At 61.9% G+C, this 22543-nt stretch carries 22 protein-coding genes and 2 pseudogenes; 4 read left to right on the top strand and 20 right to left on the bottom strand.

Features of this window, described 5'->3' with window-relative positions; translation table 11 throughout:
• The 6 genes from ccoN to fixL form a co-directional block, all read right to left on the bottom strand.
• A complete protein-coding gene (gene ccoN / locus SS05631_RS27800; protein WP_037425326.1) occupies positions 1-1620 on the bottom strand; it encodes a cytochrome-c oxidase, cbb3-type subunit I in 1620 nt (539 codons plus the stop codon).
• A gap of 362 nt (positions 1621-1982) precedes the next feature.
• Entirely contained in the window at positions 1983-2438 is a 456-nt protein-coding gene (locus SS05631_RS27795) for a pyridoxamine 5'-phosphate oxidase family protein (protein WP_037425323.1), read from the bottom strand.
• Positions 2439-2524: 86 nt separating this feature from the next.
• Positions 2525-3163, bottom strand: coding sequence for a helix-turn-helix domain-containing protein (locus SS05631_RS27790; protein ID WP_037425320.1), 639 nt, complete (start codon positions 3161-3163; stop codon positions 2525-2527).
• 79 nt (positions 3164-3242) lie between these two features.
• Positions 3243-3587 (bottom strand): transcriptional regulator, encoded by a 345-nt coding sequence (locus SS05631_RS27785; RefSeq protein ID WP_280106979.1) that lies wholly within the window; start codon positions 3585-3587, stop codon positions 3243-3245.
• A 100-nt stretch (positions 3588-3687) separates the two neighbouring features.
• Positions 3688-4302: a response regulator FixJ gene (gene fixJ, locus SS05631_RS27780; RefSeq protein WP_037425314.1), complete on the bottom strand. Its 615-nt coding sequence runs from the start codon at positions 4300-4302 to the stop codon at positions 3688-3690.
• A complete protein-coding gene (fixL, locus tag SS05631_RS27775) occupies positions 4295-5812 on the bottom strand; it encodes a PAS domain-containing sensor histidine kinase (RefSeq protein ID WP_037425312.1) in 1518 nt (505 codons plus the stop codon). The genes fixJ and fixL overlap by 8 nt, the downstream gene beginning before the upstream one ends.
• Before the next feature lie 231 nt (positions 5813-6043).
• Here fixL and SS05631_RS27770 point away from each other — a divergent pair.
• A pseudogene (locus tag SS05631_RS27770) lies at positions 6044-6867 on the top strand (universal stress protein).
• 66 nt (positions 6868-6933) lie between these two features.
• On the opposite strand, the gene SS05631_RS27765 reads toward SS05631_RS27770, so the two are convergent.
• The 10 genes from SS05631_RS27765 to nirK all read right to left on the bottom strand — a co-directional run bounded on the left by SS05631_RS27765 (position 6934) and on the right by nirK (position 15692).
• Positions 6934-7635 carry a cytochrome c3 family protein gene (locus SS05631_RS27765; RefSeq protein WP_037425310.1) on the bottom strand — a complete coding sequence of 234 codons (702 nt, stop codon included), beginning with the start codon at positions 7633-7635 and terminating at the stop codon, positions 6934-6936.
• Between the two features lie 3 nt (positions 7636-7638).
• Positions 7639-8094, bottom strand: a complete 456-nt coding sequence (locus SS05631_RS27760) for a nitrate reductase cytochrome c-type subunit (RefSeq protein ID WP_037425308.1) — start codon at positions 8092-8094, stop codon at positions 7639-7641.
• A 17-nt stretch (positions 8095-8111) separates the two neighbouring features.
• Positions 8112-10616, bottom strand: coding sequence for a periplasmic nitrate reductase subunit alpha (napA, locus tag SS05631_RS27755; RefSeq protein ID WP_037425306.1), 2505 nt, complete (start codon positions 10614-10616; stop codon positions 8112-8114).
• Positions 10591-10878, bottom strand: coding sequence for a chaperone NapD (locus tag SS05631_RS27750; protein ID WP_037425304.1), 288 nt, complete (start codon positions 10876-10878; stop codon positions 10591-10593). Before SS05631_RS27750 ends, napA begins: the two co-directional genes overlap by 26 nt.
• Positions 10871-11371 carry a ferredoxin-type protein NapF gene (locus SS05631_RS27745; RefSeq protein ID WP_083854290.1) on the bottom strand — a complete coding sequence of 167 codons (501 nt, stop codon included), beginning with the start codon at positions 11369-11371 and terminating at the stop codon, positions 10871-10873. Before SS05631_RS27745 ends, SS05631_RS27750 begins: the two co-directional genes overlap by 8 nt.
• Before the next feature lie 7 nt (positions 11372-11378).
• Positions 11379-11564: a periplasmic nitrate reductase, NapE protein gene (napE, locus tag SS05631_RS27740; RefSeq protein ID WP_037425299.1), complete on the bottom strand. Its 186-nt coding sequence runs from the start codon at positions 11562-11564 to the stop codon at positions 11379-11381.
• A gap of 255 nt (positions 11565-11819) precedes the next feature.
• Entirely contained in the window at positions 11820-12263 is a 444-nt protein-coding gene (locus SS05631_RS27735) for a pseudoazurin (RefSeq protein WP_037425296.1), read from the bottom strand.
• Between the two features lie 102 nt (positions 12264-12365).
• Positions 12366-13061 (bottom strand): Crp/Fnr family transcriptional regulator, encoded by a 696-nt coding sequence (locus SS05631_RS27730; RefSeq protein ID WP_037425293.1) that lies wholly within the window; start codon positions 13059-13061, stop codon positions 12366-12368.
• Positions 13062-13549: 488 nt separating this feature from the next.
• Positions 13550-14458, bottom strand: a complete 909-nt coding sequence (locus SS05631_RS27725) for a formylglycine-generating enzyme family protein (protein WP_037425290.1) — start codon at positions 14456-14458, stop codon at positions 13550-13552.
• A gap of 103 nt (positions 14459-14561) precedes the next feature.
• Positions 14562-15692, bottom strand: a complete 1131-nt coding sequence (gene nirK / locus SS05631_RS27720; protein ID WP_037425287.1) for a copper-containing nitrite reductase — start codon at positions 15690-15692, stop codon at positions 14562-14564.
• 248 nt (positions 15693-15940) lie between these two features.
• Between nirK and SS05631_RS27715 the strand changes: the two genes are divergently transcribed.
• On the top strand, positions 15941-17152 hold the full coding sequence (locus tag SS05631_RS27715; RefSeq protein WP_037425285.1) for an NnrS family protein: 1212 nt from the start codon (positions 15941-15943) through the stop codon (positions 17150-17152).
• A gap of 334 nt (positions 17153-17486) precedes the next feature.
• Positions 17487-18319: pseudogene (locus SS05631_RS27710) on the top strand (alpha/beta hydrolase).
• Positions 18320-18422: 103 nt separating this feature from the next.
• Here SS05631_RS27710 and SS05631_RS27705 read toward each other — a convergent pair.
• Genes SS05631_RS27705 through SS05631_RS27690 form a run of 4 tightly spaced genes read right to left on the bottom strand, consistent with a single transcriptional unit; the run spans position 18423 to position 20935 of the window.
• Positions 18423-18716, bottom strand: a complete 294-nt coding sequence (locus SS05631_RS27705; protein WP_037425283.1) for a metal-sulfur cluster assembly factor — start codon at positions 18714-18716, stop codon at positions 18423-18425.
• 4 nt (positions 18717-18720) lie between these two features.
• On the bottom strand, positions 18721-19251 hold the full coding sequence (locus SS05631_RS27700) for a DUF2249 domain-containing protein (protein WP_095678120.1): 531 nt from the start codon (positions 19249-19251) through the stop codon (positions 18721-18723).
• Between the two features lie 3 nt (positions 19252-19254).
• Positions 19255-20613, bottom strand: a complete 1359-nt coding sequence (locus tag SS05631_RS27695; protein WP_095678119.1) for a hypothetical protein — start codon at positions 20611-20613, stop codon at positions 19255-19257.
• Between the two features lie 46 nt (positions 20614-20659).
• On the bottom strand, positions 20660-20935 hold the full coding sequence (locus SS05631_RS27690) for a DUF2249 domain-containing protein (RefSeq protein ID WP_050988366.1): 276 nt from the start codon (positions 20933-20935) through the stop codon (positions 20660-20662).
• Positions 20936-21168: 233 nt separating this feature from the next.
• Between SS05631_RS27690 and hemN the strand changes: the two genes are divergently transcribed.
• Positions 21169-22521 (top strand): oxygen-independent coproporphyrinogen III oxidase, encoded by a 1353-nt coding sequence (gene hemN, locus SS05631_RS27685; protein WP_037425253.1) that lies wholly within the window; start codon positions 21169-21171, stop codon positions 22519-22521.
• Positions 22522-22543 lie beyond the last annotated feature (22 nt).

Genomic DNA, 22543 nt, shown 5'->3' with positions numbered 1-22543 from the left:
CTATTCCGCGGGCGCCGGCATCGGCGCGGCATCCAGGGTCGCTGCTTCATCGCGGACGCGGCCAAGGATGGTCATTGTTACGTTGAAGGCCATGATGAGAGCGCCGGCGAGGAACAGGGCTCCGCCCGCGGCACGCATGACGTAGTAGGGGAACATCGCTGCGACCGATTCCGCGAAGGAATAGACGAGGAAGCCCTGGTCGTCGTACTCGCGCCACATCAGACCCTGCTGGATGCCGGCAACCCACATGGTGGCGGCGTAGACGACGATACCGAGGGTCGCGAGCCAGAAGTGCCAGTTGACCATCTGCAGGCTGTAGAGCCGCTCGCGGTTCCAGAGTTTCGGCACCAGATAGTAGATGGCGCCGAAGGTGATGAGGCCGTTCCAGCCGAGCGCGCCGGAATGGACGTGACCGATGGTCCAGTCGGTGTAGTGGCTGAGCGAATTGACCGTCTTGATCGACATCATCGGTCCTTCGAAGGTCGCCATGCCGTAGAAGGCGACGGCCATGACCATCATGCGGACGACCGGGTCCGTGCGGATCTTGTCCCAGGCGCCCGAGAGCGTCATCAAACCGTTGATCATGCCGCCCCAGGAGGGCATCCAGAGCATAACGGAGAAGACCATGCCGAGCGTCTGAGCCCAGTCCGGCAACGCCGTGTAGTGCAGATGGTGGGGACCCGCCCAGATATACATGAAGATCAGCGCCCAGAAGTGGATGATCGACAGGCGGTAGGAATAGACGGGGCGGTTCACCTGCTTGGGGATAAAGTAGTACATCATCGCCAGGAAGCCGGCCGTCAGGAAGAAGCCGACGGCGTTGTGGCCGTACCACCACTGCGTCAACGCGTCCTGCACCCCAGAGAAAGCCGAATAGCTCTTGGAGCCGAGGAACGAGACCGGCACTGCCAGGTTGTTGACGACGTGCAGCATCGCGATGGTGACGATGAATCCGAGATAGAACCAGTTCGCCACATAGATGTGCGGCTCCTTGCGCTTCAGGATCGTGCCGAGGAAGACGACGAGATAGGCGACCCATACGACGGTCAGCCAGAGGTCCACGTACCATTCCGGTTCCGCGTACTCGCGCGACTGCGTGATGCCGAGCAGGTATCCGGTCGCCGCAAGGACGATGAAGAGCTGGTAGCCCCAGAAAACGAACCAGCCGAGATCACCGCCGAAGAGGCGGGCACGGCTCGTGCGCTGAACCACATAGAAGGACGTGGCGATCAGGGCGTTGCCGCCGAATGCAAAGATCACGGCCGAGGTGTGGAGCGGCCGCATGCGGCCGAAGTTGAACCAGGGCTCTACATTAAGGTCGGGAAAGGCGAGCTGTAGGGCGACGACGACGCCGACGAGAAAGCCGACCACGCCCCAGAACACAGTGGCGATGACGCCGTATTTGACGACCTCGTCGAAGTATTCGCTCCGACGGCTCGGATGACCCGCGCCGGCTGGACGGAAGTCAACGCGGCGCATCAGCACCAAGGTGCCGCCAAGCAGCACGAAGAACAGCACCCACATATGCGCGCCGAACAGGCGGTCCTGGGCAAAGCCGGCGCCGACCAGCGCCAAGAAGGCGCCGACGGCAAGCACGACCATCTCGACTGTGTGTTTCATGGTTGGACCCCCAACTCTTTTCTAATTGCTGACTGGCGCACGCCTGCACGCAAGCCGCCGAAGTCTTCCGAGAATTGCCAGAGCCGGGTCTTCGGTACCTTGATTCAGATCAAGACAGTTGGAGCGCTCGACAGGCATGCCTCGGAGGCCGCCCGAGGGAGCCTGCGCAGCGAAGGCCGAGACATGATAGCAATGACGCTCGTCCTCAGTTTGCGCAGCGGTGAGTGACCGCGATGTTGGAAACACGTGGGCAGGCTCCTCCTGATCGCGGGATCAGTCAGCCGGCCGCATTTTCGGTCCGTGGCAGGAAGCTCTCAGAATTTGGAATGATCTTGGTGCGAAGTAAGGCCCTGATGGTGGGACTATCGCGCGCCCTCGCAGGCTGCCCGGCCCGTCATCTCGTCTATCTCGACGCAAAAGAAGATATGGGCAGACGCCACTGAAATCGCCTGTGCTACAGGCTTGAGACCTCCCGGCTCCCACCAGTTGGGTTTCTTTTCGAGCAGGGACCAGGCGTGAATGCGCTCGTCATGGCGGCCGTGCGCCGCCGGTAGTTCGCGGTAGCGGCCTGTCACGAGCACGCTTTTCCATTGGCGATTGCTGGCAAACTCGTCGATCTGGAGCGACACCTTTGGGTTGCTGCGCATCCAGTCGATCTTCTGGCCGGGCATGGAAAAACAGTAGAGGCTGTTGCCCGAGTGCGCGTAGGTGATCGGCACGATGTAGGACTGGTCGTCCCTGCAGCATGCCAGCCGCGCGAGATCTCCGGCTGCGACTACCCCTTGGCATTCCTCACGAGACATTTCCCTCACGAACATGGCTCTTCCCTCCTCCCGTTAGCCCGCGGCTAGTTGGTTTGGGCAGAGAACCAGAGAGGGGGCCTGCTGCGCGGCCCCGGCCGGGCTCAGTTGCAGAGCGAGCGAAGAGCGTCCGGCTTAACGATGTCGATCGTCCTCGCGTCCCTGAGCGCGATGACGCTGCGCTCCTTCAGTTTCGTGACCACGCGCGACACGGTTTCGATCGTCAGGCCGAGATAGTCCGCGATATCCTGCCGCGACATGGGCAAGCGTAGCAGCCTGCCTCCTCCCTGACGTTCGCAAAGATCGACGAGGAATGCGGCAATCCGCTCCACGGCACATTGCCTGCCGATCACCAGAAGATGCTGCTGAGCTCGCGCCATGCCGGTCAACGCCAGCGCGAGAAGGTCGCGCGAACGCTCCTGCATATGCCGGCGCCCGAAGACGGCCAGTGTTGTTTCGGTGATGGCTTCGGCAAAGAAAGAATGGTTGGACCCTGCTTCGAAACCGAACATTTCGCCTGGGAGATGAAAGGATACGACCTGTCGGCGTCCGTCCGAAAGCAGCCGGTAGACGCGCACTGCTCCTGTAGAAACCTGATAGCACTTGTCGTTGAAATCGCCCTCGGCATAGATCTCACGACCCGCCTTGTAGGTGGCGACAAGATGGGGCCCGGAAACTTGGGCCTGTGCAAGGTGTTCGGCCTGCTCGAAAGACTGTTGTTTGGCTTGTGCAGCGGCGTACATGTCTTATCCCCTGGTAGGTGTGGGGACAGATTGCCAATTCGCGTGACCTGGAGAAATTCGGTTAGATCACTAAGGGAAACTACTTAGCCGCTTCGGTCTGGCTGTTGATCACGCCGAGCAGGTCGGCACCAGTGAACGGCTTCGTCAATATCGTGTAGTCCGCACGTGGCTGAAGGGCCGACAAGCCATCGACCAGCAGTATCGCCCGGCGTCCAATATCCTTAAGCAATTCGGTGGCGGCCAAGGTCTCCGACTTCAATATCTCATCGTCGAGAATCGTGCAGAGCGCTTCCCGGCTAGAGGCTTCAGCCTTCTGCACGGTGTCGTAGGACTCGGTCGGATATCCTTCGACTTCCAGCGCGAATGCAACAGACCGCCGGAGGCCTTGATCCGCTGCAACAACGACTATGCTTCTTCCAGCCAACAATTTGAATCCCGCTCATCTGGCGTACGTCTGCCCGCCGTGAGCCAGCATTAAAGCGCTTGCGGCGATGCGACGCATTGCGCGAGATCAACTCGGCAGATCAGGAAGGACCGAAACCTGCGGCCAGAGCCATTCGCACGAGATGGGGAAGGCTCTTCGCCTTCATCTTGGCCATCACATTGGCGCGGTGCACCTCGACGGTGCGTGGGCTGATGTCCAGGTCATAGGCGATCGACTTGTTGGGAAGGCCCGCCACGACGGCCGAGAGCACCTGGCGTTCTCTCTCACTCAGCGTCTCGAGCCTCGCCTGAATGTCATTCACCTCGTCCGCATCGGCATCCGGAACGACCAGATGTGCCGAGGCTCTCTCGATGGCCTCGATGATCACGGAGTCATCGAAAGGCTTCTCGATGAAATCCACCGCCCCCGCTTTCATGGCCTCCACCGCCATGGGCACGTCGCCGTGCCCGGTTATCACGATTGAAGGTATCTTGATCTTCCGATCGCCGAGATTGCGCAGGAGGTCGACGCCGGACATGTCTGGCATTCTCAGATCCGTCACGAGAACCCCGTTTCTAACGTCCGGTGCGAAGGCGAGGAAGGCCTCGGCCGATTGATGAATTTTGACCGCGAAGCCATTCATCGTCAGCATGAAGGCCAGCGACTTTCTGACCGCCTCTTCGTCGTCGACAATGTGCACCGTGTAGTCAGTCATTGGCACCGATCCGTTCATCTACATAGGCGGGCAGCGTGAATCGGAAAGTAGCCCCACCCGCCGCATTTTTCGAGACGGTCATCTCACCGCCATGCGCCTCGACGATCCGCTTCGAAATGGACAGTCCGATGCCCATTCCGCTTGCTTTGGTCGTGATGAATGGCTTGAAGAGCTGGCCGGAGATTTCCTCTGGAATGCCTCCGCCCGTGTCTTCGACGACGACGGCAACCTCCCCCGCGCCGGCCGGCATCGTGCGGATCGTCAGCTCTCGGCGGTCGACGTGGCGCATCGCCTCGATCGCGTTGCGCATCAGATTGATGAGGACCTGCTGGACCTGGATCCGGTCCACCATCACCATTTCGGCACCGGGCAGATATTCGAACACGGTCCGGACCCCCTGCTCGCGGGAGCCGACCAGAGCCAGCGCGGCCGCCTCCTCCACCAGTTTGCGAATGTCTTCCGGCGCCTTTTCCGTCTCCCCCTTCGTGACGAATTCCCTGAGATGTTTGATGATCTGGCCGGCCCGCAGCGACTGGCTCGCCACCTCTTCCAGCGCCTCGCGCATTCGCGTAGCGACGGCGTCGTCCATGTCACGCAACAGCTTCGTACAGCCATGCGAATAGTTGGCGATCGCCGACAACGGCTGGTTCAGTTCGTGGGCAAGCGTCGACGCCATCTCGCCCATCTCGTTGAGCCGGGCAAGGCGCGCTAGTTCAGCCTGGATTTGCTCGAGCCTCGCGGCGGACTCCTCCCGCTCCGTGAGGTCTCTGATGAAGCCTGTGAAGAACCTCTCACCGCCTGACTGCATCTCCCCCACGGCGAGTTTCATCGGAAACGTCGATCCATCCTTCCGCTGCCCGGAGACGACCCGATCGATGCCGATGATGCGCTTTTCGCCAGTTCTTAGGTAACGCTGCATGTATCCATCGTGTTCGTGGCGATAGGGCTGCGGCATCAATATGCGCAGGTTCTGGCCAATGACTTCCTCCTCTGCATATCCGAACTGCCGCACGGCCGCGGCGTTAAAGGAGACGATTGTACCATCGGTGGCACTGACCACCGTGGCGTCCGGAACCGTATCCAAGATAGATCTCAGATGTGCATCGCGAGCCCTGACGACGTCCTCCGTCCGGTCGACGTCGCGTTTGACCGCCTGAAGGACTTCTCCCAGGGCCGCAATCAGAAGCACTGCCGACCCGAAGACCACCAGTTCCACGAGACTCGGAGCGTCGACACTCGTGATCCATTGAAGAAAGACGGCAGCAAAAAGCGACAGCCCGGCCGCAAAGAGGATCGCATTCCGGTCGCCGACCAGCGCCACGACGAGGATGGCAGGGATGAACAACAAGAGAAGAAGGCCGTCGCCGATTGGTTCGGCCAGTGTCAATCTCAGCGCAAGAACGCTCGACGTGACTATCGCGGCGACAATATAGGGTGCGACCCCGTCGCCTTGCCACCTGACGAGCAACCGCCCCAACCGAGTCCTCTCAACAACGCTTACTGAATGCATCCCATTATCCACCGAAGGACTATTTACACTGCAATGCCCAGCGTCTTGACTGCATTTGCACCATGCGACTCTTCCATAGACCATGCTGGCGGAAACAGCCAACCCGCCGCTTGCTGCAAATCGCCCCAGGAGGGGAGCCCGCCGCGACGTACTTGACCGTGATCAATGTAGCCGCTGAGACGCGGAGTAGGATCGCTCCTGCATCCAAATCGGTTTCGGGAGACCCTTCCAATGACGTACGAGACGATCCTCCTCGTGGTTGGTGTCAGCCAGTTCGCAGACGACCTGAGGGCAGCGGCAGATCTTTGTGCATCGGAGGGTGCGCACCTCTCGGTTCTCGCCAGCAAGATAGCCACTCTCCCTCCGATGGGAGACCTCGCAGCCATCTCCGCCGCCTGGATCGACAGCCGCGACAGTGACATGGAGCTACTGCGCCAAGCGGTCAGAGAAGCCAGGAGATCCTCGGAGGTGCCGGGATTTCATTCGATGTGGTTGGGCGATACTCAGAGACGATGCGGCTCGGGCAAGACATCGGAGAGCGTGCCCGGTATGCTGATGTCACGTTGATCGGCACAAGTCTAGGGGTAGATGATCTCCTCCGGCGGGGAGTTATAGAAGGTGCTCTCTTCTATTCGGCCCGGCCGGTCCTGCTCGCTTCGGATCTCCGATCAGCCACCTTGCAGCCGAAGAACATCCTCTTGGCGTGGAACTCGACCATCGAGTCCGCAAGGGCCGCCCGCGAGGCGCTGGACATGATGAGAAACGCCGAGGGCGTGAACCTGGTGCTCGTCGATCCAAGCACCAAGAACGGCGAAGAACCGGGCGCCGATGTCGCCGCCTATCTTGCACGCCACGGCGTCAAAGTGACAGTCGACCGGCTTCCGAGTGCCGGCCTCGCAGTCGAAGAGGTACTCGCCCAGCACGCACGCGACACTTCGGCCGACCTGATCGTGATCGGCGCCTATGGGCACTCGCGCATCCGCGAGAGGGTATTCGGCGGAGTAACGAAGGCGATGATCGACGCACCAACCATGCCGGTCTTGATGGTCCGATAATCGTTTGTTCGCCCCGTGCCGGGAGGCTCTAGAAGCCCCGCCGCAAGCCTCGGGCGTTCGGCGGTCTCAATTCGCGAGCGCCGCGCTGTGAGCCTTGTCCATGACCCGCTTCAGCTCATCGATCGCGGAAGCAGAAGGCAGCTTCTCTCCTTCGAGTTCGGGCGGCAGCTTCCAGCCGGGCTCGACGCCCTGCATGTTCGGCAGTTCGTGGGCAATGCCCTTGTGGCAATCGATGCAGGTGGCCTTTCCGGGCAGCAGGTAGCGGGTATGGATCTCGGCGGCGCGTTGTGTCTGCTTCGAGAGGTCCATCGCCGCCGACGAGTGACAGTTGCGGCATTCAAGGCTGTCATTGGCCTTGAGCCGAGCCCATTCGTGCTTGGCGAGCTCCAGCCGGTGGTCGAGGAATTTCTCGCGCGTGTTGATGGTACCGAAGATCTTGCCCCAGACTTCCTTCGAAGCCTGCATCTTGCGAGCGATCTTGTCCGTCCATTCATGCGGCACGTGACAGTCGGGACAGGACGCCCGGACGCCCGAGCGGTTGGCGAAATGAACCGTGCGAGTCAGCTCCTCATAGACGTTGGCCCGCATCTCATGACATGAGACGCAAAACTCCTCCGTGTTGGTGAGCTCCAAAGCGGTGTTGAAGGCGCCCCAGAAGATCACGCCGCCGACGAAGCCGCCGAGCGTCAGGAATGCGAGGCTGAGGGTTGCGGCCGGCGTGGTGAGAAGCTTCCACACCCAGAGCAGGACACGCTTTATCCGAGCCATGGCCTACTCGCTCCCCGCCTGCTTGACGCCCATCTCGCTCATGTCTTTGAAGGTGTTTTCGACAAGCGGACGCACGTCGGCCTGGGGGACATGGCACGCCGTGCAGAAATAGCGCCGCGGCGAAACGTCCGCGAGCATCTGGCCTTCCCGCGTCATGTAATGGGTAACGCTGATCATCGGCGCGCCGGACTCCTGGGTCAGTTCGCGCTTGTGGCAGGAGAGGCACCGGTTGGTGTTGACCGAAAGCTGATACCCTTCGATCGAATGGGGGATGACCGGGGGCTGGTCGGGATAGGCCCGCTCCTTGCGGGCGTCGTCGACGATCCACTTGGGGATCGGCTCCGCCTCCACCTCGCCCATTTCCTGCGGAGGCCCGGAGAGCTCCGGCACCCTCTCGCCCGCCATCTGGGCGATTGCCCCCGTAGCGACGAACAGGATCGCCAACAGCGCCCCCAGCATGGATCCGGGGCTTCTCATCATGCGACAGAGACGATTTTGACCGCGCATTTTTTGAAATCCGTCTGTTTGGAGATGGGATCGGTTGCGTCGAGTGTCACCTTGTTGATCAGTCTGCTGGCGTCGAACCAAGGTACGAAAATGACACCCGGCGGCATGCGGTTGCGGCCGCGCGTCTCGACGCGGGCGCGAATTTCGCCGCGACGGGAAACGATCCGCACCTCGGCGCCCTGGTTGATTCCGCGATCGCGGGCGTCTCCGGCATTCATGAAGCAGACCGCACCGGGGAAGGCCTTGTAGAGTTCCGGCACCCGCATCGTCATCGAGCCGGAGTGCCAGTGCTCGAGCACGCGGCCGGTCACCAGCCAGACGTTGTATTCGTCGTCAGGCGATTCCGCCGGCGGTTCGTAGGGAACGGCAAGAATGACTGCCTTGCCGTCAGGGCGACCATAGAACTTCACGCCTTCCCCCGGCTTCACATACGGATCATAACCCTCCCGGTATCGCCACAGCGTCTCCTTGCCGTCGACGACGGGCCAGCGGAGCCCCCGTTCCTCGTGGTAGCGGTCATAGGGTGCGAGGTCATGCCCGTGTCCGCGCCCGAAAGAGGCATACTCCTCGAACAGGCCTTTCTGGATGTAGAAGCCGAAGGCCTCGGCCTCCCGGTTGGCGTATTCCTCGTTGATTTCGCTTGCCGGGAAACGGTCGACATTGCCGTTCTTGAAGAGCACGTCGTAAAGGGTCTTGCCGCGATAGCCGGGATTGGCATCGAGGATGTCGGCCGGCCAGGCCTCGTCGGTGGTGAAGCGCTTCGAGAATTCCACCATCTGCCAGAGATCGGAACGCGCCTCGCCGGGCGCATCGACGAGTTGGTGCCAGACATGCGTACGGCGCTCCGCATTGCCATAGGCGCCCTCCTTCTCCACCCACATGGCGGCCGGAAGGATGAGGTCGGCGCTCATCGCGGTGATCGTCGGATAGACATCCGAGACGACAATGAAATTGTCCGGATTGCGGTAGCCCTGATAAGTCTCGTTTTCCGTATTGGGAGCCGCCTGGACATTGTTGTTGACCTGAACCCAATAGAAATTGAGCTTGCCGTCTTTCAGCATCCGGTCCTGTTCGACTGCGTGGTAGCCGGGCTTCTCCGGAATGAGCCCATGGGGAATGCGCCAGATCTCTTCGGCGTGCTTGCGGTGCTCCTGATTGGTGACGGTCATATCGGCCGGCAGGCGGTGGGCGAACGTGCCGACCTCGCGTGCCGTACCGCAAGCGGACGGCTGGCCGGTCAGCGAGAATGGGCTGTTACCGGGCTCGGAGATCTTACCCGTCAGCAGGTGGAGATTGTAGACCATGTGGTTGACCCAAACGCCGCGCACATGCTGGTTGAAGCCCATGGTCCAGAGCGACATCACCTTGCGGTTGGGATCGGCATAAAGATCGGCCAATTGTTCGAGGAACCCAGCTTCGACCCCGGTCAGTTCGACGGTCTTGTCAAGCGTGTACTCCGACACGAAGGTCTTGAAGCTCTCGAAATCGCTCGGCGTCATCTTCGCCGCATCCTTGGCATGCGTCGCCTTGACCTCGAGCGGATTGTCCGGCCTCAGACCGTAGCCAATGTCGGTCGCGCCGACCATGAAGGTCGTATGCTTCCTGACGAAATCCTCGTTCACTCGGCCGCTCTGAATAATGTGATTGGCGATGTAGTTGAGAATCGCCAGATCGGTGCCCGGCTTGAAGACGATCGGGACATCGGCCAGATCCATGCTGCGATGGGTGAAGGTCGAAAGCACCGCCACCTTCACATGCTCGTGCCCGAGCCGCCGGTCGGCAAGACGCGTCCACAGGATCGGGTGCATTTCCGCCATGTTCGAGCCCCAGAGCACGAACGCGTCTGCGTGCTCGAAGTCGTCGTAGCAGCCCATCGGCTCGTCCATGCCGAAGGTGCGCATGAAGGCGTAGGCCGCCGAGGCCATGCAGTGGCGGGCGTTGGGGTCGAGATTGTTGGAGCGGAAACCGGCGCGCATCAGCTTGGTTGCCGCGTAGCCCTCAAAGATCGTCCATTGCCCGGAGCCGAACATGCCGACGGCGGTCGGTCCCTTCTCCTTAAGCACCCTCTTCGCCTGCTCCGCCATGACGTCGAAGGCCTCGTCCCAGCTCACCGGCTCGAACTCGCCGTCCTTGGCAAAGACGCCGTTGCGCTTGCGCAGCAAGGGCGTCTTCAGGCGGTCGGCGCCGTACATGATCTTTGACAGGAAGTAGCCCTTGATACAGTTCAGGCCACGGTTGACCTCCGCCTGCATGTCGCCGTGAGTTGCGACGACCTGCCCCTCCTTCACCCCGACCATGACGCCGCAGCCGGTGCCGCAGAAGCGGCATGGCGCCTTCGCCCATTTGATCTGCAGCGCTTCCACACCGCCCGGCACGGGCTGCGCCGCGGCGGGAAGCGCAATGCCCGCCGTGGCGGCGGCGATGCCGGCCGCATGCGCCTTCAAGATATCACGCCGCGTCAGTTCGCCGGTCATGGCAATCGTCTCCTTGAGTTTCGACATGCTCAAACACCATGTTGGCCGCCACCACGCCCTCCAACAGAGAAATGCGCGACAGGATTTCGCCGAGCGTCCCCGTGCTCGTTCCCTCGATCACGACGACGATCTTTCCCGCCTCGTGCGCGTAAACCTCGACGTTCGGCATCTCGGCTAGCCGAGCGACGACGCGCTCCTCCATATGCGGGATCGTGACAATGACCGCGCTGGAGATGTGATCGGTTGCTCTAGGATCAGACATGCGCGTGCTCCCTCGAGGCCTCGCGAATGCCTATCGCCGCCACAGGACAGACGGCAAGGCAGGCCCCGCAGCCGGTACAAGCCTCTTCGATCACCTCCGGCAGGAAAGGACCGCCAGCGCGTGGACGGAAGCGGATCGCCTCAGTCGGACAGGCGTCGCGACAGGCCTGGCAATCGGTTCGGTTTTTGGCGAGGCAGTACTCGCCGATCATCGCGACATGTGGGAAGTGCTGTGGCCGGCCGGTAAAGACCGGCTCGGGACAGAGTTCCGCGCATCGGCCGCAGAAGGTGCACTCCGCGATGGATAAATCCAGCGAGGGACGATCCGAAATCAGCCGGATGATGTGCGTCGGACAGAACTCAACGCACTTCCCGCACCCAGTGCAGGCCTCGAGACTCGCGACGGTGACTCCGGGGGGAAGCACACGTTGGCTTCGCCCCTCGTAGCGACCACGCAAAAAGTTCCGCCTCGATGTGTCGACAGACTCACCCATCTCGCCCTCAATGCCCTGGCGGACCGGGTGGGCCGAAGACGATCTGGAACATCCAGACGAGAAATCCGTAGGCACCGACCACGCCCACGGCGACGATCGGCCAGATGCCGAATGCCAACACGAGGAAGGTGATGAGTTCGTTTAGCCGCCGCGTGCGTGGCAGGCTCGCCCCTGGCTGGTCGGCATCTGGCATTCAAGCGTCTCCTCTCCAAACGCGTCCGCCTAAACGAAGTCTAGTGCCTTGAACGAAAAAATAAAGTGAGACGTCAGGTAATTCCTGGCCGATCTTTGGAAAAATTGATTTTTGTCAACTACTTGGAAGAAGCACGCTAACGGTGCAGAATATTCGACGCAGCTAATGTCTATAGTAGCTGCACTAAGTGGGGCCGGCGCAGACAGGGTTGTGTTGCACCGAGCCCCTTCTATTTAGTTTGGCGTTCCGCTGAATTTACTGGAGGGCTCCCGCGAGAGCGGCGTCGAGGCGCTCCCTCGCCTTCTTTGGCAGCTTCACTGCCTTCACCTTCTCGACGTTCGCGGGCGCGTCACCGACGACGACCGCCGCGACCATGCCCATGCCGACATGCGGCGCGCACTTGACGCCGTAGACTCCAGGCACGTCGAAAGTCACCTTATAGGTCTCGTTCATCTTGCTCTTGAAGGCCGCGGCCCCCTCGGGAATCATGTCCTTGATGGTCTCGACGTTATGTCCCTTGTCGGTCGGAACAAACGTGACGCTGTCGCCCGGATTGACTTTGACGAATGCCGGCTCGAAGACCATTGCGCCCTCGGCGCCCTTGTTCAGCATGCGGACCTCGAAATCGGCGGCGAATGCCGTTCCGGTGAAGGCGGCAAGAACTGCGGCGACTGCCATGCCCTTTGCGATTATGCGCACTTGAATTTCTCCTTGGTTTCAGACCCTGTTCGGTCCTTGCGGCAAGGAGATAGGACAGAAAGAGCAACTGCTCTTTGATGCTTGTCAAACAGCCACGGAAATCTACTCCCGCCCGCCTTCGGCGAGTGCCGCCAAGCCTGGCAGGTCGCAGATGATGAGCTTCTGACGCCCACCTTCGACCAGCCCCTTCTGCTCCCAGGCGCTGAGAATGCGCGAAACCGTGTGCAGCGTGGTTCCGGTCATCTCGGCGATGTCCTGGCGGGAAATCGGAAAGTCGATGCGGACGCCGCCTTTTTCCTGCTTGCCAGCCTGGCGAGAAAGCCGCAGCACCGCGTGGGCCACCCGCCGCTCCACTTCCTGAGTGGACATTTCCCGGATTCGCGTATGCGCCTCCTCCAGCCGCTGGCCTATCGTCTGCATGGTGCTCACGGCGAGCAGCGGATTCTGCTCTACGAATCGCGGCCAGAGATCAGTAGGCCAGGAAAGAGCGAGGCTTTCCGTGGCGGCGGTCGCGGTACCGGGGTAATCAGAACGCTGCAGCGCCTTGGCAAAGCCGAAGAGGTCGCCCGGATGCACTACCCGAACAATGATCTGCTGCCCGTCCTCGGTGACCTGGGTCACCTTGAGCCGCCCGTGCAGGAGCAGGAAGAAGCTGGTGGCTCTCTGACCCTGCTCGAAGACCGCGTCGCCCTGCGGCACGCGCCTTGCCGTGGCATGGGCGAGCAGCCTGTCCAGATCTACGTCGCTCATCCTGTCGAACAGGGCAAGCGACCTCACGACGCTTCGGTCGATCTTCATTCCATTTTCCTACTGCAGGAGTCTTGAATCGGAACAATAGCGGCTGCGATGTTACTACCATGGTGGAAACAGGGAAAAAAGCAGAGGTTCGCAGGCGAGAGTTTTCGAAGTGGGTTGAAGTAGCACTGGAGGCTGACCCCATTTTCCCATCTCGCTTGGCGAGTAACGCGCTCCTCTGTTGCCTTTTGACGAGCCCCACCGAGCGCCCGTGTCCGGCCGCTGTCGCTCGTGTTCGAATCCTTCGCCCTTCTCGGTTCTCAGACGAAGGGGATAGATTAGCGTGCCGCTCTAGGTTCCGCCCTTGCACTTCGACGGCACAGTCGCTGGAAGAGCGGCAATGACCGGATTCTTGAGAACGCGAGGACCCGACCCGCTCGATCTCGAGCGGCGGCTCTCCCGATGAGTCGACCTCCTGGCTGCCCTTAAATCACAGCGGTGCCGTCGTCGAACGGCTTCTGGAACCTTTGCCAGATCGCGAGGTGCGCGCATCAGATGTCGAGGCCCCTCTCGCGTAGCGTCTGCAGCAAGGGCGCATACCACCGCGTGTCCTTCACCAGGCGGAAGCCCACATTGTCCGGGGGCGCGCCGACGGCGCAGCCGCCTCCCTTGGGGTTTCGCACAAAGGAGCTGAGCGCGGCGCGGTGCTTGCCGGTGGCGATGTAGATGCCGCAGGACGACGCATCGCTGGTAACCATTCCTGCGCTGTCGAGAGTGATTCGCCGCATGCAGGTCGTCGTCCATTCCCAGACATTGCCGGCAAAGTCGGAGAGGCCTGTCTCGCTCTCGCCGAAATGTCCGAGCCGCTGCGGCTCCGGCTCGCGGGACGCCTTGCGCGCTGTCTCGCGGTAGTAGTCGGCGAGCCAGCGCAAGGCCGGATTGGAGCCGTCGTCGACGCCTAGCGCGTCGTCGGGAAAACGGCTACCCGCCGCAAAGGCAAGCTGCTCGTCCGTCGGCAGCACCCAAACTGCGCCGGTTCTCCGGCTGAACCAGGCGGCGTAGGCTTGCGCATCGTCGAAGCTCACGCCCGTTGCAGGCATTTGTCCTGGATCGCCAGGCAAGTGTTCGGGCTCGGCGGGCGGGCAGACGCCTTCCGCCACGCAGCGCGCGTAGTCGGCAGCGGTCACCTGGTATTTCATAATCGTGAGCGGCGCGCTCATGCGCACAGTCTCCACCGTCCCGTCGACGGCATAGCCGTTCTTGAAGAACTCTCCGGCGACCCGATATCGGAAATCCCGCGAGGCGACGGTCACGACGGCCGGCTCATCGAGGGCGCCAGAAGGAGCCCTCCCAAGCAGTCCGGTCTCAAGCGCGAGCAGCCCCGCGAGGATCAGAAAGAGCGCGGAGGGTATTGCAAGCGAGACGGGAGCGAATTCTCTGCTTTTGGAGAGTGCGGCCATGGCGGCCTCCTGACGACAATCCCTTCCATGCTGGTTCGCCGAGGGATCTGGCGGCGATTCCACCAGTCGCTCCGACGCGGGCCGTCGGAGCGACTGGTGCCTGTCAGGTGCCCGAAGGAGCGCGGACCGAAGTCATCAGGTCGTCGTTCCAGTCGCCGGTGACGGCAAAATGTGCCGCAGCGCCGAGTTCGAACGCCTCGATCAGGTTATGGTTCACGTAGGCGTAGATGCCGGGCTGCTCGAAGGTGTAAAAGGCAGCGCCCGCCGTGCCGCCGGGTATGAACCAGGTCTCCTGGTCGGCTTCCGGAGGATTGCGGAACTTGCCAGTCGCCCAGACATAATCGCCATGGCCGCCGATCAGGTGCGGGCGGGTGTCGCGATTCGCTTGCGAATGGACGATCAGAACCCTCTCGCCGACGGCCGCCTTCAGCGCATTGTCGCCGGTGAGCGCACCCACCGCACCGTTGAAGACGATATGCGACGGGGTAAGCGTGCGCATCACTTCAAGCGTGTCGGAATAGGCGTCGCCGGCGCTTTCATACTTCTTGAAGTTGCCGTTTTCGTCGCGCGGTACATAGAAGTCCTGCTCGCCGACATAGTAGACCTTGTCATAGGTGATCGACTTGCCCTTGCCGTCGCTCAGTCCTTCGCGCGGCAGCACCATGATCGCGCCGTTCATCCCCGAAGTGACGTGCCACGGAACCATGCCGGGAGGTGCGCAATGGTAGACGAAGACGCCAGCCTTTGTAGCCCTGAAGCGCAGCACCGTGGTCTCGCCCGGATTGACGACAGTCAGTGCGCCGCCCCCCAGAGCGCCGGTCGCCGAGTGGAAGTCGATGTTGTGCTGAAGCGTGTTGGTGTTCGGATTGATGAGCGTCAGCTCGACATAGTCGTCCTGGTGCACGACCATCAGCGGGCCGGGAACCGAGCCGTTGAAGGTCATGGCATGGAGCTCCGTGCCCTGCTCGTCGATGACGATCTTCTTTTCCTCGATCGTCATGGTGAACTCGATGACCTTCGGTCCGCCTTCTGCCTTCTGCGTATGGGCGTGGACGAAGGGCGGCTTCACCAGGTCGACTTTCACGCGGGGCAGCGACGCGACGTCGACAGCGGCGGTCTTTGCCACCGCCTCTTCCGCATGCGCGGATACAGCGCCGACCAGCGGCGTCAGCGCGCCCGCGATCGCAGCGCCTGCCAGCATGCTGCGGCGTGTCATCTGGAATTGCTCAGACATGGAACCTCTCCTTTGAGAAGACGGAGCGAATATCGCCCGGTCGTTCTCATCCTAGGGTGTTCGAGGGCCGGATCTTTGAGGTGGAACAAACAGTCAAATTGCCCTGGTGCGACATTTTGACTGGCGGACGCGACAACTCCGCATGGTCGCCGCTGCCGGAACCCAACTGCCGTGTCTTTGCCAATTGTCAAAGAACACTATGCGCAACTCCGATAGTCAGATGCGACCCAGACATCAGGAGTTGAATCATGAATGGATCAAAGGTGGCCGAGCGGCCGGGCTACGTGCCGCGGGGCCTCGCCCGCACTGGCCCGGTGCTCTTTTCCTACGGCTTCAGGCCCTTCTTCCTAGGAGCCGCTATCTGGGCGGTCGCCGCCATGGCCCTCTGGATGGCGGCCCTCGCCGGCCGACTCGAAATCGCCGCAAGCTACGGCGCTCACGCCTGGCATGCGCACGAGATGCTGTTCGGCTTCGCCCCGGCTGTCCTTGCCGGCTTCCTGCTGACGGCGGTACCGAACTGGACTGGCCGCCTGCCGGTCTCCGGCTGGCCACTCGCCGGCCTGTTCGCGCTCTGGATCTCGGGGCGCATGGCCCTGCTTTCGCCGGATGTGATCGGCATCCCGGCCGCTGCTGCGATAGACTGCCTCTTCTTACCAGCCCTGCTCTTGACCTGCGCCCGCGAGGTGATCGCCGGCCGCAAGTGGAAGGACCTGAAGGTGCTGGCCGGACTCCTTGCACTGTCGCTTGCCAATGCCTGCTTTCATTTCGCGGTGGTCGCGGGAGAGCATGCTCATATAGCGATGCGGCTTGGCATTTCCGCTTACGTGGCGCTTGTAATGATCGTCGGCGGCCGGATCTTGCCGAGCTTTACCCGCAACTGGTTGAACCGCTTCGGCCGGACTGACTTTCCGGCTCCCTATAACCGCTTCGACACAGTCGCAATTCTCGCGGGCGTCGCAGCGCTTGGCGCATGGACGCTTGTTCCCGACGATCGGGTCACGGCAGTAGTGGCCTTTGCCGCCGCCCTGCTGCACACCGTTCGCCTCGCCCGCTGGCGCGGCTGGGTCACCAGGCCGGAAATGCTGCTCGTCATTCTACACGTCGCCTATGCCTTCGTTCCCCTGGGCCTCGCCGCGATCAGCTTCAGCGCGCTCGGTCTCGTCGAAGAACGTTCTGTCATGCATGTGCTTACGGTGGGCGCCATCGCCGCGATGATGCTTGGGGTCATGACCCGCGCCAGCCGCGGGCACACGGGCTACCCGCTGACCGCATCGCGATTGACGGCCGTCTCCTATGCCGCGGTCTTGGTTTCGGCGCTGTTGCGCCCGCTTGCGGAGATGCTTCCCGTCATCGCAATGACCCTCTATGCCGTCTCCGGAAGTGCGTGGATCCTGGCCTTCGCGCTGTTCTGCATCGAATATGGGCCAATTCTCGTGCGCAAACGCCGTGCGTTGCACTAGAGCGCCCGGATTTTTACAACATACGGAAGCGAAGAGCTCAGGAACTCGCCCGCCTAGACAGCGGGCACTTTTTCGAGGCGAATGTCACGCCAAGCAGCCGTCGGTGAACTCGCGAAAGTGCGGCGGCCGGGATGGCGAAAAAATGTAGCCGTCTGCATTCCGCCGCGTTCACCACAAACCCTTGATTGCTGATGAGAAGGGTCAGGTCCAAGCTAACGTGGAGCTCTTCCTCTACGTCACGATGTCACGTCAAATGGAATGCTAGTTTGCCGAAGTCTGCTGCGCGGCCAGACCGGAGCTTTACCCTACAATCCCTAGTGATAGCATCGGGAGCATGTTCGAGGGCTTTGCACTGGATTGGATCGATGTCGGCGATGTCGTGCTGCGGGTGCGGCACGGCGGGTCAGGCCCGCCCCTTCTCCTCTTGCATGGGCATCCGCGTACGCACGCGACATGGCACCGCGTCGCACCCCTGCTCGCGGCAAGTTTCACCGTCGTGTGCCCCGACCTGCGCGGCTTTGGGCAGTCGTCGTCGCCGCCCGACACGACGAATCATTCGCAGGCATCCAAGCGGGCAAAGGTTAATGCTGTGTCCTGCTGATGGAGGCGCTCGGTCATGAGCGCTTCATGATCGCGGGCCACGACCGAGGCAGCTACACCGCGTTCCGCTGCGCGATGGATCACCCGTTACGAGTTGAACGCTTGGCAATACTCGACGGCGTGCCGATCCTGGAGGCCTTGGAGCGTTGCCGGGCGCAATTCGCCGAGGTTCTTCTTCGCTCAGCCAGACAAGCCCGAACGCGCCATACTTGCCGATCCGATAGCATGGTATGGCGGATCCACAGAATCGATGGGGGACTTTGTGGCTGCCGTCACCAAACCAGAAACGGTGCGAGGGATGCTCGGCGACTACAGGGCCGGTTTGACCCTCGACGCTGACCACGACGCGCAGACCGGGTCAGTGGCAAAAGGCTGGCCTGCCCGACGCTTGTCCTCTGGTCGCTCAGGGACGATCTCGAGATGCTTTATGGCGACGTCTTGGCTGTATGGCGGACGTGGGCCCCGGACCTCCGCGGTCACGGCATCGACTGCGGGCATCACATGGCCGAGGAGGCGCCCGAACAGCTCGCTTCCGCCTTGTCGGCACTCTTTTGCGCGCGCGAGTGATAGGCCGAAGTCTAAAGGCGTTTTCCGCGCAGATCTTATGTCTGAAAGGGGCTCAGAGCTGTCATCCGACGCTTCTGTCGGTTAATAGGTCCTGACCCTAGTATCAGCCGGCCATCATGTCCGGCGTCCAGGCCGGCTCGTAGGTCAGCCGGACTTCGGCATACTCAACACCCGGCACATACCAGACACAATTGCGGACTGCCTCCTTCAGATATTCGCTGGCCGGGCAGCCCTTCGTGGTCGTGGTCATCGTCACATGGGCGATGCCGCCATCCTCGACGGATACATCGTAGATCAGTCCGAGATCGACTATGTTGCGGCCAAGCTCGGGATCGATGATCATGCGCAGTGCGTCGCGGATCGCATCGCAGACGGTCGCATTCGTCGTTTCGCTCATGGCCTCAGCCCTTATCTCCAACGCGAACGAAGATGCGGAAGGTGGTCCGTGTTTCGTCGAAATTGCCCGCCCACTGGTGCCCCCGCTTTGAAAGCTCCGGGAAGAGGAAGATTGGTTCGCGGGAAAGAAGCGCGAACAGCACCTCGCCCGGCTGCAGCCGTTCGGCGGCCGCGAGGATGCGGACCATCGGCTCCGGCGGATCGAGCTCTGTGAGGTCAAGGTGCTCGACCGGGTCCGGCCACGTGTCCGGATTCTCGGCATCGGCGGAGACCTCTACGAGGGCGCCCGCTGCCTTCGGCGTGAACATCACTTCCCAGTCGCCGCCTTCTATCTCCTGTGCCTCGTGGCTGAAGCCGCGGCCTTCCATCACGTTGAACAACGGCTGCGGGCAAAAGGGAGCAAGCAGACGCAACGCTTGGCCCGGTCTCAGCCCGTTCACCGCCTCCATGATCGCCTGGAACGGCTCGCCGCCGTTTCTCAATATTGGTCGGACGTCGATTTCTCCTGGTGCTGGGCTCTTGGTCTCGATAGTCATCGATTACTCCTGTGGTCGAGAGATCGGCAGAAACAGATGCGGACTCGGCGCGCCGGCGGGAAGGCGCAGGGGCGCTGCGACGGAGGAAAGCAAACGGGCGCGGACGAGTTCCACAATCAGGCCGACCGTCGCGCAGAGTTGCGCGAGCGTGGCGATGCGGAACGCCGCGGGACTTTCGGCAAAGAGCGAAAGCGTCGCCGAACCCACGGCGAAGTAGTAGATGTAAAACCACAGGCTTGCGCGCCTCTCCTCGACCAAGTCCTGAACACGCGGCACTGCGGTCCGCCCGAGAACGGGGCCATAACATTGGAGCCAGGTCAGGAACGGAACAATCTTGTAGAGCTGCGCGAGGCCAAGGCCGGTCAACCAGCCAAAGACGAAGAGGTAGACGAGAGCTGCGGCGCCTTCGCCGGCCGCCGCTCTCGTGGCTGGCAGGGCGAACATCACCACGGAGGCAAAAAGCGCAGCGAAGGCCGCGTAGCTGGCGCGGATGTTGAGCTCCACGATCTTGCGGCGACGCTCGCGAAAAAGACGCAAAACGTCGGCTGAATAGAGAACAGTGGCGAAGACGGCGAGAAATGCCGCGACGCTCACGAGCCACCTCACCGCCCTGCTGTCCGCTGCAATAGAGGCGACGCCAGCCGCGACGAGCGCCAGGGCTGCGGCGCCCGTCCACCAGACGGCCCTGCTAGCGGCGCGCGCCTCCTCTGGCGCGAGCATGAACATCGGCAGCAGCCGGTAGCTGACGCCGATCGCGGTAAAGGTCAGCCAGCCGGCGAGGCCAAGCGTCGCGTGCAGCGGCACTCCCTCGAGGAGAAGCGCGATCGCCGCGGGATTCGTGACCGTGCCGGATAGGACGAGCGTGAAGGCGCCGCCGACAAGGATCGCGGCGATAAGCGCCCCGAGACCCACAGCGACGAAGCGCGCGGGAAGCGGCATCGGACGCACCGTAAAGAGCGTCGCCGCGAGCATGAAGATGACGAGACCGAAGCCGGTTACCAGTAGCAGCGCGCCGGCCGGCAACATGGCGGGCGATACTCCTTCCGCGCCACCAAGTGAAGCGAAGCCGCCGACGAGCAGAAGAAGTCCCGGAATGAGTAGCACTAGTGCCGGGAGTGCGAGCCGCCCCCCGCGAAGCGGCGCCGCAACCAGCACCGGCACGAACTGCATGAGCGCCCCCGTCATCAGGAGGCCCAGCCAGCCAATAGCGATGACGTGCACCAGCGCCAAGGTGGCCGGGGCCCCGACAGCGGCGAATGGATAACCATAGCCGGCTACCATCACGCCCTGTCCGGTCACTAGAAAGAGGCAAGCGGCGGCGAAATAGGACATCGTCCATGGAGAAAGCGTGGCTCCTGGCATTTTAAATCACCATGTTCGCGACCGGATCACCTTCGCTAGGGTTGGATCAATGATCCGACCCGCAGCAGCATTCGCAGCCGGATCCCTCTTCCAGCCGGGCGATTTCGACGCGCCAGACCTCCGGCCCTTCTTCCAGGTAATCCCAGCCGAACTCGCCGGGGAAATTCGTCTCCAACTGGTAATGAAGCGGCCGCGGATCGTGATCGCTGGTGATCTGCATCGAACCGCCGGGCAGGAGTGCGCCGAGCATGCCGAATATTCGGAGGTGACGCTCGCGCGGAGGAACAGTGCGAACGTCGATGGATGGATTTGTGTCCGTCATTGTCGTGGCAATTCTCTTTGTTGGCCGCCCCTCGTTCGTTCCGGTACGCGGCGGCTCGACAATACCGGAATTCGATCGACCCTAGCCTTCATCCCACCCTGCTACTTTGACGGCGAGCAAACAAATCGCGGCAAACGCCTTCGTCCCGTTACTTGATGTCGGTCAAAGAGCAAGGCCCGGTGCACCTCTAGGATGGCGGTCAATTTCGCTCTCCCCCCTGGAAGGAACTTCGCATGCAACCGTCCCTAGTCGCGAAATATGGCGAGACGCGCCTGCCGCGTTACACGAGCTATCCAACGGCGCCCCGCTTCTCTGCCGCTATCGACGCCGGGATCTATGGAGAATGGCTTGCTGCCATCGCGCCGGAGAAGCCGGCGTCGCTCTACCTGCACATCCCGTTCTGTCGATCGATGTGCTGGTACTGCGGCTGTCATACGACGATCACCCAACGCGACCAGCCGATCCTCGACTATCTCGACATGCTTCGCGAGGAGGTCCGCCTCGTCTCGGCAAAGACGCGAGCGCCGCTCAGCATCGATCACGTGCATTTCGGCGGCGGCACCCCGACTATCATGCAGCCGGAGGAGTTCCTGTCCCTGATGGGGCTGCTGCGTGAGCACTTCGAGTTCGCGGGCGCCGCTGAAATTGCGGTGGAAATCGACCCGAGAACCCTCGAGCCGGAAATGGCGACGACTCTCGGCGAAGCCGGTGTTCGCAGGGCGAGCCTCGGCGTCCAGAGCTTCGATCCGGTCGTGCAGAGGGCAATCAACCGGATCCAGAGCGAGGAGCAGACGATGGAGGCGGTCACCCGGCTGCGAAAGGCCGGCGTCGACAGCATCAATTTCGATCTCATCTACGGACTGCCGCACCAGACGGTTGAATCCTGCATCGCCACCGCTGAGGCGGCGATCCGGATGAGGCCCGAGCGCTTCGCCGTTTTCGGCTACGCCCATATCCCCTCGTTCAAGAAGCATCAGAAGCTGATCGACGAGAAGGCGCTTGCCGATGCGGAAGGCCGCGTCGCCCAGGCCGAAGCCATTGCCGCAACACTCGTCGCCGCCGGCTATCGTCGTATCGGGCTCGATCATTTCGCGCGCCCGGAGGACAGCCTGACGATCGCGCAGGCAAGCGGCCAACTGCACCGGAATTTCCAGGGCTACACGACGGATACATGCGAGACCCTCATCGGGCTCGGCGCTTCGGCGATCGGACGGATGCAGAACGGTTATGTGCAGAACGAAGTGCCGCCGGGGCTCTACGCTCAGCGCATAGCCTCGGGTCGGCTTGCAACGGTGAAAGGCTATCGGATGACAGCCGAGGATCGGCTGCGGGCAAGCATCATCGAGCGGCTGATGTGCGACTTCGGTGTCGATGTTCCCGCCCTCGCCTATGCACACGGTTTCGATCCGCAGATATTGCTCCGCGACAATGCAAAGCTCGCAATGCTCGAAAGCGACGGCATCCTCGAAAATGCCGACGGCGTCATACGGCTTCGCGAGTCAGGACGCTTCCTCATCCGTGCCGCCGCTGCCGCGTTCGACGCCTATATAGAGCAATCGGGGCGGACGCACAGCAAGGCCGCGTGAAGGTCCGCTCTTCAAAGCCGAA

The sequence above is a fragment of the Sinorhizobium sp. CCBAU 05631 genome, from assembly GCF_002288505.1.
Lineage (GTDB): Bacteria > Pseudomonadota > Alphaproteobacteria > Rhizobiales > Rhizobiaceae > Sinorhizobium > Sinorhizobium fredii_C.
The sequence above is the reverse complement of the archived record's forward strand: the minus strand, read 5'-3'. Positions and strand labels throughout refer to the sequence as shown.